The organism is Bifidobacterium crudilactis (genome assembly GCF_000738005.1).
Taxonomy (GTDB): domain Bacteria; phylum Actinomycetota; class Actinomycetes; order Actinomycetales; family Bifidobacteriaceae; genus Bombiscardovia; species Bombiscardovia crudilactis.
Window position 1 is genome coordinate 86,988 of sequence record NZ_JHAL01000001.1, and the last position, 16,948, is coordinate 103,935.

10 protein-coding genes, 3 rRNA genes and 1 pseudogene are annotated in these 16,948 nt (G+C 55.6%); 5 read left to right on the forward strand and 9 right to left on the reverse strand.

The features are described 5' to 3' along the window. Positions 1 to 162: 162 nt before the first annotated feature. A complete protein-coding gene (locus DB51_RS10105; protein WP_156958165.1) occupies positions 163 to 357 on the reverse strand; it encodes a hypothetical protein in 195 nt (64 codons plus the stop codon). Between the two features lie 367 nt (positions 358 to 724). Between DB51_RS10105 and DB51_RS00365 the strand changes: the two genes are divergently transcribed. Continuing rightward, complete coding sequence (locus DB51_RS00365; protein WP_034250677.1) at positions 725 to 2,068, forward strand: ABC transporter substrate-binding protein; 1,344 nt, start codon at positions 725 to 727, stop codon at positions 2,066 to 2,068. Between the two features lie 304 nt (positions 2,069 to 2,372). Then, positions 2,373 to 3,377, forward strand: coding sequence for a LacI family DNA-binding transcriptional regulator (locus tag DB51_RS00370; RefSeq protein ID WP_034250678.1), 1,005 nt, complete (start codon positions 2,373 to 2,375; stop codon positions 3,375 to 3,377). A gap of 74 nt (positions 3,378 to 3,451) precedes the next feature. On the opposite strand, the gene DB51_RS00375 is transcribed toward DB51_RS00370, so the two are convergent. Then, a complete protein-coding gene (locus DB51_RS00375) occupies positions 3,452 to 4,168 on the reverse strand; it encodes a histidine phosphatase family protein (protein ID WP_034250679.1) in 717 nt (238 codons plus the stop codon). Positions 4,169 to 4,391: 223 nt separating this feature from the next. Here DB51_RS00375 and DB51_RS00380 point away from each other — a divergent pair, with 223 nt between their 5' ends. Continuing rightward, entirely contained in the window at positions 4,392 to 4,676 is a 285-nt protein-coding gene (locus DB51_RS00380; protein ID WP_162174588.1) for a DUF4235 domain-containing protein, read from the forward strand. Between the two features lie 187 nt (positions 4,677 to 4,863). Continuing rightward, positions 4,864 to 5,610 (forward strand): nitroreductase family protein, encoded by a 747-nt coding sequence (locus tag DB51_RS00385; protein WP_051867101.1) that lies wholly within the window; start codon positions 4,864 to 4,866, stop codon positions 5,608 to 5,610. Between the two features lie 28 nt (positions 5,611 to 5,638). Here DB51_RS00385 and DB51_RS10380 read toward each other — a convergent pair whose 3' ends face one another. The 6 genes from DB51_RS10380 to DB51_RS00415 form a co-directional block, all read right to left on the reverse strand. Next, positions 5,639 to 5,887 (reverse strand): hypothetical protein, encoded by a 249-nt coding sequence (locus DB51_RS10380; RefSeq protein WP_034250681.1) that lies wholly within the window; start codon positions 5,885 to 5,887, stop codon positions 5,639 to 5,641. Between the two features lie 13 nt (positions 5,888 to 5,900). After that, positions 5,901 to 6,839, reverse strand: coding sequence for an aldo/keto reductase (locus tag DB51_RS00395; protein ID WP_034250682.1), 939 nt, complete (start codon positions 6,837 to 6,839; stop codon positions 5,901 to 5,903). 242 nt (positions 6,840 to 7,081) lie between these two features. Further along, positions 7,082 to 8,641, reverse strand: coding sequence for an MFS transporter (locus DB51_RS00400; RefSeq protein ID WP_034250683.1), 1,560 nt, complete (start codon positions 8,639 to 8,641; stop codon positions 7,082 to 7,084). Between the two features lie 206 nt (positions 8,642 to 8,847). Beyond that, positions 8,848 to 8,964, reverse strand: a 5S ribosomal RNA gene (rrf, locus tag DB51_RS00405). Between the two features lie 164 nt (positions 8,965 to 9,128). Then, positions 9,129 to 12,185: ribosomal RNA gene (locus DB51_RS00410) — 23S ribosomal RNA — on the reverse strand. 380 nt (positions 12,186 to 12,565) lie between these two features. After that, a 16S ribosomal RNA gene (locus DB51_RS00415) occupies positions 12,566 to 14,086 on the reverse strand. The 16S, 23S and 5S rRNA genes sit together here, the layout of an rRNA operon. 560 nt (positions 14,087 to 14,646) lie before the next feature. Here DB51_RS00415 and DB51_RS00420 point away from each other — a divergent pair. After that, positions 14,647 to 15,405 (forward strand): SIR2 family NAD-dependent protein deacylase, encoded by a 759-nt coding sequence (locus DB51_RS00420; protein ID WP_034250684.1) that lies wholly within the window; start codon positions 14,647 to 14,649, stop codon positions 15,403 to 15,405. Between the two features lie 25 nt (positions 15,406 to 15,430). On the opposite strand, the pseudogene ilvA reads toward DB51_RS00420, so the two are convergent. Then, a pseudogene (gene ilvA, locus DB51_RS00425) lies at positions 15,431 to 16,697 on the reverse strand (threonine ammonia-lyase). Between the last annotated feature and the right edge of the window lie 251 nt (positions 16,698 to 16,948).

A 16,948-nucleotide genomic window follows, 5' to 3' on the forward strand; every position in this document is an offset into this window, starting at 1 on the left:
TGCTCACTTTCTCCTCCTCGAGATAAGCCGTACACCTCACCCGTAGGACCCGGAAAAGCAACGCACCCTTACGCTACTTGCGGGAATCAGGGTTTCTCGAACTCCGAATGGGAACCCGAACACTGAAAAACTATCAAACCGGTCGAGCAATGTCAAACGCTGTCATTCGGTATGGCGAGAATCCATCGAGAGTAAGCGGGGAGAAAAATTCATGGTATTCCGCGTCAAATCAATCAAACCACGAAGTGGCGCACTCGGCACGCCGTTAACCTTGATGCCGAGAACCCGACGACGAAAAGCTTTTCTGATGCCATCGTTTTCATGAGGAAATATCACACCAAAGGAACTCGAATCCATCGCTTCCTGCCCTGGTTCTGAGCCGTCAGGGCATATCAGGAAGCCGAAATCTCCCTTCTCAAGCCTTGTCGGAGCAACGAAACGATGCCCAAAGCAACGATTCGGTCTATGTTCTCACTGATTCCGCACCCATGCCGACGATGGACGCCCTCGACTCCTGTCCGGAGTCTGCGAAAGGGCGAAAGACCGGTGAATAGGACCGAAAACATCAGTCCACAGTTGCTCAGACTCGCAATTTCGAAGATTATATGTTAACGTTTTCAGTCAAGGGGGCAGGCAAAGTGGCTTGCCATCCCGAAAACCGAACGGTTTCACACTCACTGCATCAAACAGAGAAGTCTGATGGGAATAAGAAGGAGTCGGTGATATGAGAGTCGCGCATAAGGCACTAACTGCAACTCTAGCGATAGCGATGTTGGCTGGCACAGCGGCCTGCGGAAGTAGTTCCGATGACGGGGACGCCGCTGCGGGGGGCATCTACTATCTCAACAACAAACCTGAAATCGCAGACAGCATGAAGGCCCTGGCCGCAGCGTACACGAAAGAGACCGGAGTCCCCTTCACCGTACAGACAGCGGCCTCCGGCACCTACCAGCAATCGCTCAAATCTGAACTCTCCAAAAGCCAGCCCCCGACGCTGTTCCAGGTTCTCGGGCAAAGCGGTCTCGATACGTGGAAAGACTACGCCGCCAACATGAGCGACACGGAGATCTACAAGCAGCTGAATGACCCGGATCTGGCCCTCAAATCCGATGACGGCAACGAGGTTCTCGCCGTCCCCGTGGTGACGGAAACCTATGGCATCATCTACCGCAAAGACCTCCTGCAGAAGTACTTCGAGCTGCCGAATGCCACCATCAAGGACGTCAAGGACATCAACAACTTCGAAGCATTGAAGACCGTGTCCGATGAGATTCAGACGAACGCCAGCGCACTGGGCGTCAAGGGAGCCTTCGCATCAATGGGATTCGACGCCTCGAGCAACTGGCGTTGGAGCACCCACTTGGCGAGCATCCCCCTGGCCTTCGAATTTGCCAAAGACAATGTCACCAAGCAGCCTTCAAGCATCAAAGGCACCTATCTCAAGCAGTTCAAGAACATCACCGACCTCTATCTCAAGGATTCGACCGTCCCGACAAGCGCGCTGAGCGGCAAAACCATGGATGACTCACTGTCGGACATCACTACGGGTGCCGCAGTATTCTTCCAGAACGGCTCGTGGTCATGGCCGGATTTGGTCTCCGGAGGACTGAAGGCTGATCAGATCGGCGTTCTACCCATCTATACAGGGATTCCGGGCGAAGAGGACTATGGCATGTCGACCGGCTCGGAAACATTCTGGTGCGTCAACAAACAGGCATCCGAAGAATCGCAGAAAGCCACCAAAGACTTCCTCAAGTGGCTAATCACTTCGGACAAGGGACGCGAAACATGGTCGCACACCATGGGCTTCACCACACCGTTCAAGACATTCACCGGCGAGTACGCAACAGACAATCCCATCGTGAAGGCCGCGGACGAATACCAGGCCGAAGGCAAGAAGAACGTGCAGTGGGCATTCCTCTATGACCCGAGCGACGAGTGGAAGACGAACCTTGGCAACTCCTTGCTGGAATATGCCCAGGGAACCAGCGACTGGGACGGCGTGAAGAAAGCATTCGTGGACAGCTGGGCCACGGAGTATGAGACCACCAAGGCCAACCAAGGCTGATATCAAGACCGTCAACCGGTTGCACTGAGAGCAGGGTGGGTACGCGCAGCACACGTAGCGCACCCACCCTGCTCTTGTTGTAGAGAGACGCAGGCATGTATTCTTGCCGCCGGCGCATCTCCTACCGGAGCCCTCTCGGCCAGATGCCGCATGAAATCATGGTGCCCGGTGTGTCGAAGCCTGCCGGAGCACGGTCGCACACGCATGAAGCCCTATGCTGGTAACCACTGCTACGGGAAGGTTCAATCACCGAACCGCAATACGCACAGCAATGCCTTAACCTGACACCATACAAGGAGGAGATATGACCGCCACCATCCATGAAGTCGCAAAAGAGGCAGGCGTGTCCATTTCCACGGTTTCCCGCTCCTTCACCCACCCGGAACTCGTGTCAGAGAAAACCAAGACCGCCGTCTTGGACATCGCCAACACCTTGGGCTTTTCCATATCTCGTTCGGCGACAGCACTGAAATCCGGGGTTTCGTTACGCATCGCACTGCTGCTCAGCGACCGCCTGGGGTCATGGTTCAATTCTGCGATTCTGGAGGGATTGAATTCGGTCCTGCATCCTGCGGGTTACGATATTTCGATTTTCCAGATCGACAGCAGCTCCGACCGCAAGTCATTCTTCGACACGCTGCCAACCCGCAGGAACGCCGATGCGGTGATCGTCGCGTCATTCGATGTCGCCGACACCGAAATCGAACGTCTGAACACCTTGAAAGTTCCTATCATCGGCATCAATTCGGCCACTCACAACGTGTACAACGCCTCGGTCCGGATCAATGACGAGCTGGGTGCCATGTTGGCGTTCAAACATGTCTTCTCTCTGGGCCATCGCAATATCGTATATGTGCAGACCGATCCTATGAATTCCTTGTTTTTCAGCGTTCAGCAGCGCAAGGACTCCTTCGTCGAGTGCTGCAAGGAGGCTTCGCTCGATCCACGTGTGCTGACCGCGAGCGCCTCAGGCAACAGAATCTCGGATGTGCTGACCCAGCTCTTCACCTTGGACAGCATGCCTACCGCCGTCATCTGTCAGGAGGACGGGTTGGCCATACCACTGATGTTCCAAATGGCCCGAAGCGGTATTCGTGTTCCGCGCGACGTGTCGGTGATTGGCTTTGATGACGGCATCTACGCCAAGGACACCGGTCTGACCACCATTCGCCAGGACCCCCTGGCCATGGCCAGAACCGCGGCAAGAATGACTCTGGAACTCATCGACGGTGAACTTCCGAATAATCCGCAACGCATATTCGAACCGCAGCTCATGCTGAGATCCAGCACGGATGTGGTGCGAGCCTGACACACGGCATGAAACCGTGGTGATGCACCATGCCAGCGGCCACGGTCCTCAGCGGTATCGTCGAACCAAGGCACTCAGCAGTTCCAGTGGTTAATCACGTTGTCGCCCCTGTACCTGGAAAGCACCGAGTAGTGAGCTGTATCCAGACGGAACAAGCGGGCCGCATGCGGGTCCAGCCCCAGCCATTGCGTCGTCAGAATTCGCAGGATATGCGCATGGGCTACCATGACCACGACCTTGCCCTGCTCCATAAGCGGCGAAACATTCTGCAGCACTCCGGAGGCACGTTTCGCGGCATCCTCCAAGGATTCTCCCGGGCCATTGTGGACGTGGACGGTTTCCCCCGAAGGAAGCGTGGAATCCCAATCGCCCCCGAGTCGTTCCGAGAGGCTCTGAGGGCCGTCACGCCAAAGCACCCAATCACTGCCATTCGCCTTCGCGACATCATCCCGGGTTCTTCCCTCTGCCCGGCCATAATCCCACTCAGCCAGTCCGTCGACGACCGTCGCGTCGTGGAAACCTGCAAGTCGGGCCGTCGTACGTGCCCTTTTCAGAGGACTCGTATAGACCATATCCGGTGAAAAACTTCCGCCGAAGGCTGCAGCAAGCCGTTGACCTGCCTGGAGGGCCTGTGTCTCTCCAATCGGGGTGAGAGGGATATCGGTGCGACCCGTATGCTGTCCTGACACGCTCCATGCGGTCTGCCCGTGCCGGAGCAATACGATGAGTCCTTGTGTGATGGGTCCTTCTGTCGAAGCGTCATTGCTTACGTCGTGTTGAGAATCAGCCATGTCTCCACTGTACTCACAGGTGGGGTCTATGCACGATACCGTCTTAAGGATGCTTGGAGAGGACTGCAGCGACCGTATACGTTCCTCGTGAAGTGCGCGGCGCAGGAAGCTCCGGTGTGAAATAATGTGGGATGTGACTCAAGACGAACAGCGCAACGACCTCACCGAGACAGCCGATCGGTTAACGGCCACATTCGATTCCGTCAATACAAAGGTGGACAGCATGAAGGCACAAGCTCAGAACGATCCGGATTCCTTCAGCGACAAGATCATCAAACTCGCATTGCCTGGGTTGGCAGGCATGTTGGCGGGTCAGATATTCAAGATGGTCTGGAACAAGCAGCGCGGCAAGGATGGTCTGGATGATGAGGAGCGGCAGGAGGGCTTCTTCATGAGTCTGGTGTTCGCCGCGTTATCCGCCGCAGTGACCGCAGTCGTCTCGCAGCTGTCGAATAGGGGTTCGGAGGCTTTCGTCGACCATCGCCATAAAAAAGCCGCAAGGCGCTGAAGCGACGGTTGCGATCAACGCAGGACGAGTCTCTCTTCGACCGTAATGCCCCACGGCACTACCCAAGACATCGCCGGACATGCATAATGGTGACATGTCAACATCTTCTGACCGCACCAAATCCTCGGCGGCAAACAGGGACGAATCCCGAGACGAATCTCAAAACAACGCAGTTGTTCGGTGTTTGATGAATCGCCGCTCGATTCGTCATTTCACCTCCGCGCCCATCCCCGAAGATACCATCGACATTCTCGAAGCGGCAGCCCAACATGCGGCGACAAGCCAATATCTGAACTCGTGGTCGGCAGTGCGTATCACGGACCCCTCCGTGCAGCGGCAGCTGGCGGAGATCGGACGGCAACCGTATATCGCAGAAGCTCCTCTGCTATACGTGTATATCGTCGATCAGCACCGTAACGCGCGCATTGCAGCGGAACAGGGTATCGATGTCGAGTCCGAGAGCTTCACGCTGAACAGCAGCTATATTTTCAGCCAATCCCAGAACGATGCGGTCCTTGCTCTGCACGCCATGGAAACTGCGGCAAATGCCTTGGGGCTTGGCTGCGTTATTCTGGGATCGCTGCTCAACGATATCGACAGACTGATCAGCATCCTGAAGCTTCCGCCTCTGACGTTCCCCGTTCTTGGACTCGCGATCGGTGAACCGGACCAAAGCCCGGAACGCAAGCCACGCCTTCCGCACGACATGCAGTTTTTCCAGGACACGTATCCTGATGATCGGCAGTGGGCATCAATGGCTCCGGCTCTCGAGCGTTTCAATGACATCGTGCATCGATATTACGACTTGCGCGACACCAGCAAACCTGTGGCCTCATTCAGTGCACAGATAGCCAGAATATCCACGTCACCGGCACCGCTACACAAATGCATCAACCATCCGGCGGAACGACAGGGGTTCACACCGGATCGTTGAGCTCCGCATACTCCTGCGTGATGGCGGCTCAGCGCCGTCGGGGCTTGTACCCACGTTTGCGCGAACGAGGCTTGAACGCAGTCGATTTGGCTGCATAGCCCTCACTGCCAGGTGCTCGGCTGGTCAGGTGCCAGGTACCACACAACTCGCATCGATATACCCAAAGCTCGACTCCGCGTTGAACACGGCTTTCCTCAGCGGCCCGCCGCGCCGACGTCTGGTCGTGGTACATGATCTTGGAAGACGCACTGCATCTGCGAGGCACGAAATAGTGCACTGCTCAGCACCCCTTACGGCAAATCATTGCCGGCGGCAACATAGAGATCGTACCATTCCTGAGCACTTAACCTCACGTCGACCCCTGCGGCCATATCCTTCAACCGCGATGGCGTCATCGACCCGAGCAACACCTGCATCAAGGCCGGATGCCTGAGAATCCATGCGACCGCAATAGCGCTTGGGCTTACGCCATGATCGTCGGCAACCCGGTCGAGCATGTCATTGAGTGCAGGGAACTTGGGATTGTCGAGGAACACCCCCTCGAAGAATCCGTATTGGAAAGGGCTCCATGCCTGAATGGTCATGTGCTTGAGCCTGCTGTATGAGATCAATCCGCCATCGTGATCGATACTGGGCGCGTCGATCATATTGACGTGGAATTCCTGCTGGACCATACCGGTATGGCCGAGGCCGAACTGCAGCTGATTGACTTCCAATTTTTGGTCGACCGCGCTTTGCAAGAGCTCCACCTGCATCGGATTGACGTTGCTGACGCCGAAATGCCGTACCTTCCCCTCATTCTGGAGCTGGTTGAAGGCCTCCGCCAACTGGTCCAGCTCCACCAGAGTATCCGGACGATGCAGCAGCACGAAATCAACATAGTCGGTCTGAAGATTGGCCAGTTCACCATCCAGCGCCTGAAGCAGGTGCTCTTTGGTGAAATCGTAGCGAGTGATGTTCCCGCTTTGTTCATCTCTGAAAATTCCGAATTTCGTCTGGATGTAGATGCTGTCGCGGTCAACATGGCAGTCTTTCAAAGCGGTGCCGAAGCGTTGCGAGCTCAACCCGCCCGCATAACCGTCGGCGGTATCGAAGAAGTTGATGCCGGCATCCAATGCAGTGCCGACGATATCGGCCGCGTCCTGCCCGCTCTTGTCTGCGATGCGCATCACACCGAGCGCCACCCGTGAAGCGTTTACTCCTGATCGTCCCAATTGCGCGTATTTCATATCCGCAACTCCCTTTCACCAGATGGATGGCCACCACATCAATCCGGTGTCGTGGCCCACCTCCGTGTCTTCGCATGTCACTGCATTCCTGGCAGAGCCGCAGCTCATCCGTGCATCGGTCTGCACGCGATGCACGCGTGCGAGGCCTCTCCGTACAATGCGTCCGTTCAAAGTCTAACGCGGATGAACCGCAGGCATGAGAAAGTAGACGGCAAGCGAATTCCCTCCGGAATAGTGTTCCGTCATCCCTGCCGCGAAGATTGTTGACGCACCATCATAGCCCGCAGCATGGCTGCCGCCGAGACGACCACGACCACGGTCATACAGACGAAGGCAGAGCGGGACCCTGCGACGGTAGCCAGCGCGTATTTCCTGCTTCCTGCTGTTCCCTGCCCAGCCTGTGCCACTGCGATGAACACCGACATCACCGTGGTACCTACGGCGCCCATCAGCTGCTGGAGTGTGCTGAACATGGCGTTTCCGTCCGCTTTCAGCTCGGGTGGAAGCTCATTCAGTGCGTCTGTCATGATATTCGAATATGCAGTGGAGAAACCCACCATATAGATGCAGTAGAACACACCCAAGGCCAACAGACCGGCATCGCTGCCCAAAAGGCATAGCAACAGCAGACCTATGAAGGCTACGCCAAAGCCTGCGAATATCGGCTTGTTTGCGCCGATTCTATCGAGCAGCATCCCTCCCAGCGGTGCCATTACAGCTCCGAATACCGCTCCCGGCAGCACCGACAGCCCTGCGACCAAGGAGCTGTTTCCCATACCAAGTTGGATAAGGGTGGGCATCACGAATCCCAACCCGATGGTGATGAAGGGAAAGAGGACATAGGACAGCAAATGCCATCTGAAGCTCGCGCTTTGCAGTACACCAAGCCGTATCAAGGGGGAGAAGGATTTGCGCGAGATCCAGGTGAATGCGCACAAAGAAGCTATGCCTAACACCAACAGCGCTACGGCGGTCATCACGATTCCTGATGCAGAATGCTGCCCCAGCGACATCGCCGTTATCGCCGCACCACCCTGTTCGATGGCAAAGAGCAGCGACACGAATGCCACAGAGATGCACAACAATTGGATAACGCTCAATCTTGCTTCGGTGGTCGGAACCGGCTGCTCAATACATCTCACACCTATGAACAAGGCGAACAGCAGAAAAGGAACAATCAGCACGAAAACCCAACGCCAGGACACCAGCGATACCACGACACCGCCGAAAGTAGGGCCTAGAGCCGGCGCCGAAGCGCAGACCAGATTGCCGATACCCATCAACTGACCGATCTTGGACTTGGGTGACTGTTCGAGAATGATATTGAACATCAGAGGTAGGGCTATACCCGTACCGCAGCCCTGCAATACTCTGGCGACCAGCAGCAACGGAAAGTTGATGGCGGCAATAGCCACGACCGAACCTACAAGGCACAATCCCACGGCGATGCAGAACTGTGTTTTCAGCGGGACGCGCCGCTTCAGATATGAGGATGTGGTGACCGTAAGCGCGACAACCAGCAAGTAGCCGGTCGTCAGCCACTGGATGGTCGAGGTGCCTACACCGAATTCTGTCATAAGTGCTGGGAACAGCACGTTAACCAGTGTCTCCGTAAGAATGCCTATGAACGCCAACGTGCCTGTGGCGATGACCGCTCCAAGCAGACGACGCGTAATGCGATCGTTCTGGGGTGCAGTACCTGAATGCGGAAGAGCAGCCGTAGATTCGCTGCGGAGTGTGGAAGGGCCCGTGGTTACGGATTCCGATGCTTGTGTTGAAAGATGCTCATGTGGTGAGGTCATGATGATCTAGTGCCGTCCCCGGCATAACCTTTCTGGGGCTTGGATGCTGCATCAGCAAGAAAGAGCGTGCAGTCCGGAAGTCTGACCGGAAACCAAGCAGAAACCTGTATAGGTTATCAGTGCACACCAGACAAATATGTGGTTGGGTGTGTGGGGTATGAGTGAACCCCGGGTAGGTGGTGCCTACTCGGGGTTCTGTACGTGTATAGCGGCAACGTGCTACTCTCCCACACCCTAACGAGTGCAGTACCATCGCCGTGCTAGGTCTTAGCTTCCAGGTTCGGAATGGAGCTGGGCGTTTCCCCTAGGCTATGGTCACCGCAAATCTTTGATTATCACTCCCGGACGTGCCGGGAATGGGATGTGGCCGCTTGGGAACCGGATGGTGGACGCGATGTATATCGTTGTCATGAATCAACAAGTGCTCCTTGTTGACAGTCATTGCTAGAAGGACTTACGGTATCCATCCAACCCAAGGGTTGAATGAAGTATGATTGCCTTTCGACTGTTAGTACCGGTCAGCTCCACCCCTTACGGGGCTTCCACATCCGGCCTATCAACCATGTGTTCTACATGGAGTCTTCAGAGACTCGAGGTCTCATGGAATTCTTATCTTGAAGCAGGCTTCCCGCTTAGATGCTTTCAGCGGTTATCCCTTCCGAACGTAGCTAACCAGCCGTGCCGCTGGCGCGACAACTGGCATACCAGAGGTTCGTCCACCCAGGTCCTCTCGTACTATGGGCAGGTCTTCTCAAAATTCCAACGAGCGCAGAGGATAGAGACCAAACTGTCTCACGACGTTCTGAACCCAGCTCGCGTGCCGCTTTAATCGGCGAACAGCCGAACCCTTGGGACCTGCTACAGCCCCAGGATGCGACGAGCCGACATCGAGGTGCCAAACCATCCCGTCGATATGGACTCTTGGGAATGATCAGCCTGTTATCCCCGGGGTACCTTTTATCCGTTGAGCGATGCCGCGTCCGTACACCGGCACCGGATCACTATTTCCGACTTTCGTCCCTGCTCGACCTGTCAGTCTCACAGTCAAGCTCCCTTGTGCAATTACACTCAACACCCGATTGCCAACCGGGCTGAGGGAACCTTTGAGCGCCTCCGTTACTCTTTAGGAGGCAACCGCCCCAGTTAAACTACCCGCCAGGCACTGTCCCTGATGTGGATAACACATCGAGGTTAGATATCAAATGAGAACAGAGCGGTATTTCAATTGTTGACTCCACTCGAGTTGGCACCCAAGCTTCAAAGTCTCCCGCCTATGCTACACAGTTCGCACCTAATACCAATACCAAGGTATAGTAAAGGTCCCGGGGTCTTTTCGTCCTTCTGCGCTTAACGAGCATCTTTACTCGTACTGCAATTTCGCCGAGCTCCTGGTCGAGACAGTGGGGAAGTCGTTACGCCATTCGTGCAGGTCGGAACTTACCCGACAAGGAATTTCGCTACCTTAGGATGGTTATAGTTACCACCGCCGTTTACCGGGGCTTAAATTCACTGCTTCGCCGAAGCTGACAGATCCTCTTAACCTTCCGGCACCGGGCAGGCGTCAGTGCATATACAGCGACTTTCGTCTTCGCATGCACCTGTGTTTTTGGTAAACAGTCGCTACCCCCTGGTCTGTGCCACCCGCTACAGCTCGCTCCGTGAAGAAGTCCACCGAGACGGGTCTCCCTTATACCGAAGGCACGGGAGTAATTTGCCGAGTTCCTTGACCAGGATTCGCTCGATCGCTTTGGTATTCTCTACCTGACCACCTGTGTTGGTTTAGGGTACGGGCGGCTATCAACCTAACACCGAAGTTTTTCTTGACAGCCTGGATCGCCGAGTTCGGGCTAAAAAGCCCCCATCATCACACCTCGGGCAATATCCGGCGGATTTACCTACCGAACACCCTGCGTGCTTAACCACGGAAGACCACCTCCGCAGCCGGTTACCATTCTGTGTCACTCCTGTGCTGTCCTACTGTAAGGGAAGGTCCCAACCCGAAAACCATCGACGACCCGAAGGCCGCCTCAAGTCAACGAGGAGGTTAGTACCCCAAATCTCGGATTTGACGGTTGAAAGCCGGTAGGAGAATATCAACTCCTTCATCCATTCGACTACGCCTGTCGGCCTCGCCTTAGGACCCGACTAACCCAGGGACGATGAACGTGGCCCTGGAACCCTTAGTCATCCAGCGTGGGAGATTGTCACTCCCATTTCGCTACTCATGTCTGCATTCTCACTTCCGTACAGTCCACGGCTGAGTTCCCTCGCCGCTTCGCCCCGTACGGAACGCTCTCCTACCCATTAGCCATAAGACTAATGCCGCGTCTTCGGTGGTGTGCTTGAGCCCCGCTACATTGTCGGCGCGGAACCACTAGACCAGTGAGCTGTTACGCACTCTTTCAAGGATGGCTGCTTCTGAGCCAACCTCCTGGCTGTCTATGCGACTCCACATCCTTTCCCACTTAGCACACGCTTAGGGACCTTAGACGACGATCTGGGCTGTTTCCCTTTTGACTACGAAGCTTATCCCCCGCAGACTCACTGCCGAAATAGACTTCACAGGTATTCGGAGTTTGGCTGCTGTTGGTACCCGATATGGGCCCGCAAGCATCCAGTAGCTCTACCCCCTGGAAGCAATCAATCGACGCTGCACCTAAATGCATTTCGGAGAGAACCAGCTATCACGGAATTTGATTGGCCTTTCACCCCTAACCCCAAGTCATCCCCTCAGTTTTCAACCTAAGTGGGTTCGGTCCTCCACGCGGTCTTACCCGCGCTTCAACCTGCTCAGGGCTAGATCATCCCGCTTCGGGTCCAGGACATGCGACTAAAACGCCTTTTAAGACTCGCTTTCGCTACGGATCCCCCACTCGGGTTAACCTTGCCACATATCACTGACTCGCAGACTCATTTTTCGATAGGCACGCCGTCACCCCGAAAGGCTCCGACGGTTTGTAAGCACATGGTTTCAGAAACTATTTCACTCCCCTCCCGGGGTACTTTTCACCTTTCCCTCACGGTACTCGTTCGCTATCGGTCAGATTGAAATATTTAGGCTTATCCAACGGTCTGGACGGATTCGCACGGGATTCCTCGAGTCCCGTACTACTTGGGAGAAGCAATCAACAGACAACGCGCGTTCGACTACGGGGCCATCACCCTCTTCGGCCAGGTATTCAATCCTGTTCGTCTCACACATTGTTTTCTTACTGTTGCCGGCCTCATCAGCGACCGGACATACTTTCCCACGACACCGACTGCGCAACGCCTGACAGCTATCACACGCAACCGGTTTAGCCTGATCCGCTTTCGCTCGCCACTACTCACGGAATATCTTTTCCTGCAGGTACTGAGATGTTTCACTTCCCTGCGTACCCCCCGCATAAGCGGTACCACCCCATAACGGGCGGTGTGTTTCCACATTCAGAAATCCTCGGATCAAAGCCCTGTTGGCGGCTCCCCGAGGCTTATCGCAGCCTCATACGTCTTTCATCGGTTCAATCTGCCAAGGCATCCACCATATGCCCTTGCAAGCAACACATACGAACATACATATGCCCTGCCGCAAGCCTTTACTAGCTTATTCCTAGACAACAAATCATCACACTAATTGATCATTAAACGATCGACACGGACTCTATACAGAGCCCGATCGAAATATACAGCAAGCAGTAAAAACTGCTTGCTCGCGTCCACTATCCAGTTCTCAAGCTGCCACCGCACCAGGCGCATCAACCCACCACCAAAGGGAAGGCATCAACGACAGGGCGTCGAATCGCCGAGTGGCAATCCGGGAGCCCAAAAGCGTATCCGTACCGCAAAAGTCTGAATTAACTGATCCACACCAGTACGCCACCACACACGACAACCTGCCGCGCTGATGACCTGTTCGCCACAAACCGTGGCTTAAATTCTCCGTAGAAAGGAGGTGATCCAGCCGCACCTTCCGGTACGGCTACCTTGTTACGACTTAGTCCCAATCACGAGTCTCACCTTAGACGGTTCCCTCCAAAAAGGTTAGGCCACCGGCTTCGGGTGCTACCCACTTTCATGACTTGACGGGCGGTGTGTACAAGGCCCGGGAACGCATTCACCGCGACGTTGCTGATTCGCGATTACTAGCGACTCCGCCTTCATGGAGCCGAGTTGCAGGCTCCAATCCGAACTGAGACCGGTTTTAAGAGATTCGCTTCATGTCGCCATGTCGCATCTCGTTGTACCGGCCATTGTAGCATGCGTGAAGCCCTAGACGTAAGGGGCATGATGATCTGACGTCATCCCCACCTTCCTCCGAGTTAACCCCGGCGGTCCCTTGTGAGTTCCCACCATAACGTGCTGGCAACACAAGGCGAGGGTTGCGCTCGTTGCGGGACTTAACCCAACATCTCACGACACGAGCTGACGACGACCATGCACCACCTGTGAATCGGCCCCGAAGGGAGACCCCATCTCTGGGGCTGTCCGAAACATGTCAAGCCTAGGTAAGGTTCTTCGCGTTGCATCGAATTAATCCGCATGCTCCGCCGCTTGTGCGGGCCCCCGTCAATTTCTTTGAGTTTTAGCCTTGCGGCCGTACTCCCCAGGCGGGATGCTTAACGCGTTAGCTCCGACACGGAACCCGTGGAAGGGTCCCACATCCAGCATCCACCGTTTACGGCATGGACTACCAGGGTATCTAATCCTGTTCGCTCCCCATGCTTTCGCTCCTCAGCGTCAGTAACAGCCCAGAGATCTGCCTTCGCCATTGGTGTTCTTCCCGATATCTACACATTCCACCGTTACACCGGGAATTCCAATCTCCCCTACTGCACTCTAGCCTGCCCGTACCCGGCGCAGATCCACCGTTAAGCGATGGACTTTCACACCAGGCGTGACAAACCGCCTACGAGCTCTTTACGCCCAATAATTCCGGATAACGCTTGCACCCTACGTATTACCGCGGCTGCTGGCACGTAGTTAGCCGGTGCTTATTCAAAAGGTACACTCACTCTCGCTTGCTCCCAATTAAAAGCGGTTTACAACCCGAAGGCCTTCATCCCGCACGCGGCGTCGCTGCATCAGGCTTTCGCCCATTGTGCAATATTCCCCACTGCTGCCTCCCGTAGGAGTCTGGGCCGTATCTCAGTCCCAATGTGGCCGGTCGCCCTCTCAGGCCGGCTACCCGTCGAAGCCTTGGTGAGCCATTACCTCACCAACAAGCTGATAGGACGCGACCCCATCTCATACCGCTAACGCTTTCCCAACAAACATGTGAAATGTTGGAGCATCCGGCATTACCACCCGTTTCCAGGAGCTATTCCGGTGTATGAGGCAGGTTAGTCACGCATTACTCACCCGTTCGCCACTCTCACCATCAAGCAAGCTTGATGGATCCCGTTCGACTTGCATGTGTTAAGCACGCCGCCAGCGTTCATCCTGAGCCAGAATCAAACCCTCCACAAAAAAAATGAAGAGCCAACAATGACCCTTAAAAATAATTCATATTGACGGATTCGTTAAAAAACGAACCACACAAAAATCTCGGTACTCATTAAGCTAATCAAAGCACTCCACCAAAAAATGAAGCTCATACCGAACTGGCAATTAAAAAAGACTATAAAAAGTAGTACAAATACGCTCTTGAGTTCTCAAACCACCACCACACCAGCAAGCTTTCCAACTCCCTTGAGGAGAAGTCCGCCGTGCTGAGCAGCGAATAACAAACTTACCCTTGAGGGGCCTGTTATGCAAATTGATAGGCGCAGTGAAGCGTGGGAGCCTTGGCATTCCAAGCTTCCATCGGCGTGTCGAATATGCGCGAAAACTCTCGACAACACCAGATTAACGCTCCTGACCAGAGAAAAAAGGATTGCCGTGCATCGCAATACGGCGTGTCGCACCTTTCTTTCGCCCCCGAAAGCACCACGCACCTTTCCTCACCTCAACGGCAGGAGTCAAGGAGGTACCGCATAGGCATCACATATGCATTCCATCGTTCACACGACAGGTGGTAATACGGCAGTATGAGCAAGAACATAGCGGTACTGACCGGTGCTGGAATCTCGACTTCGGCGGGTATTCCCGATTTCAGGGGGCCTGAAGGCGTGTGGACCAAACACCCTGAGCAGATGAGCGTGTATGACATCGACGCCTTCATGACGGATACGGAGGAACGTAAGTACTCCTGGCGCTGGCAAAAGGAGTCGCCCGTATGGAACGCGCAACCCGGAATCGCGCACAAGGCCCTTGTGCATTTGGAAAAGGCGGGACTGCTGAGTCTGCTGGCAACGCAGAATTTCGACGCATTACATGAAAAAGCCGGCAACTCCCCGGATGTCATCGTGAATCTCCACGGGTCCATCGGCACATCGCACTGTCTGAAATGCCACGCACGGTATGACACGGCGACAATCATGAACCATCTTGACGAAGAACCCGACCCGCATTGTCATCGTCAGCTTCCATACCGCTCCAATATGACCTGCGGTGGCATCCTGAAAACCGACGTGGTGTATTTCGGCGAAGCCCTGCCGGAAGGGGCTATGGAGAAAAGCATGAGACTTGCGACATCGGCCGACGAGTTATGGGTCATCGGCAGCACTCTGGAAGTCTTCCCCGCAGCGTCACTGGTGCCGGTTGCCTCTCAGGCCGGCGTCCCCATCACCATCATGAACATGGGACGCACCCAATACGATTCCCTGGCCACCACGCTCATCAGGGAACCCATCCAGGATGCCTTGCCCCGGCTCGTCGAGGAAACGATTCAGGCAAGCAGGAGCTGACCGGCCGAAACCACCGGGGCGAGAATCAGTAGACCTGCTCTACTCGGAAACCTTCGCCCCGCAGGGTGTCCAAGACCTGGGCGATATGGTCGGGCCCGTTGGTCTCGACCGTGACCTCAAGCAGCACGCCGTTGCGATAATGCCCCGAGGCCTTGAACTGGTCATGGTTCAATTCGATGACATTGGTCTCTCAGGTCGGCGAGCAATGTGGCGATTTTAGCGAGCTGCCCAGGGATATCCGGCAGTTCAACGCCGAACTGCATGATTCTGCCCCGGGAAATCATGCCGCGTTGGATAACCGCACCGATGGTCACCGTATCGATGTTGCCACCGGAAACGATGGGCACAATCACATGGGGACCGGGCTCGGACTGAAAGACCTTGGATTGCATATCCAGTTGGGACAGTGCAGCCAGGGGAACCGCACCGGCGGCCTCGACCACGAGCTTGTGCTTTTCGAGCATCAGCAGAATCATCTCGGAAATATCGCGTTCGGTCACTTGGACGATGTCGTCCAGATACTCCCGCAACAAGGCGAAGGTCAGGTCACCGGGACGTTTTACGGCAACGCCTTCCGCCGCGGTATTGACCTGTTCGGCCTCGACCACATGCCCAGCCGCGAATGATTCACGCCATGCGGGCGACCCTACCGGCGTTGCCCCGATGACATGCACCTCCGGGCGAAAGGTCTTGATCGCGAGCGCGACGCCCGCCGCAAGGCCGCCCCCGCCCATGGGCACGACGACGTCCGTGACGTCCGGTACGTCATGCAGGATTTCCATCGCGATGGTGCCTTGCCCGCACAGCACCTGGTAGTCGTCAAAAGGATGGACGAAGGTCATATGCCTTTCGGTCGACAGACGTTGGGCGTAGGCGAAACTCTCATCGAAGACGTTGCCCTGAAGCACGACTTCGGCGCCGTAGGCCCTTGTGGCATCGACCTTCAGCGGCGGGGTTATCTGCGGCATCACAATCGTGGCCTGCGCCCCCCTCTCCCTGGCGGCGAAAGCGACACCCTGAGCGTGGTTGCCCGCCGAGGCGGTGACGATGCCTTTGTCAAGGTCCTCCTGCGACAGGGAGGCAATCTTGTTGTAGGCGCCCCGAAGCTTGAACGACCCGGTCAGCTGCAGGTTCTCCGGCTTGAGCAGCACACGGTGTCCGCTGCGTTCGCTGAGTATCTGAGACTCTTCGATACGCGTATGCCTGACCGTGCCCTGCAGACGTTGCTCGGCGGCAAGCAGCTCGGCACGATGATCGGATAAGAGATACTTCTGGACTTCGTCGCTTTGCATGGCATTCATTATCACGCCCGCACATGACGAGTGCATGTGCATCCGCCGGCATGCGTTCACTACGTGGACAGACGGCATCGGCGATACCGAACCAGGCACCGTCACGAAGACGGCGAATCCCCGGACTTCCAAGCTGTTCCTAGCCGCTGTCCGAACAAATGTCAAGACCTATTCAAAGCGCCTGTGCTCTGCTAGATTGATTTCGCTTCCCGCCCTTCGCAGATGAACGACTATGAATGACCTCAATCATC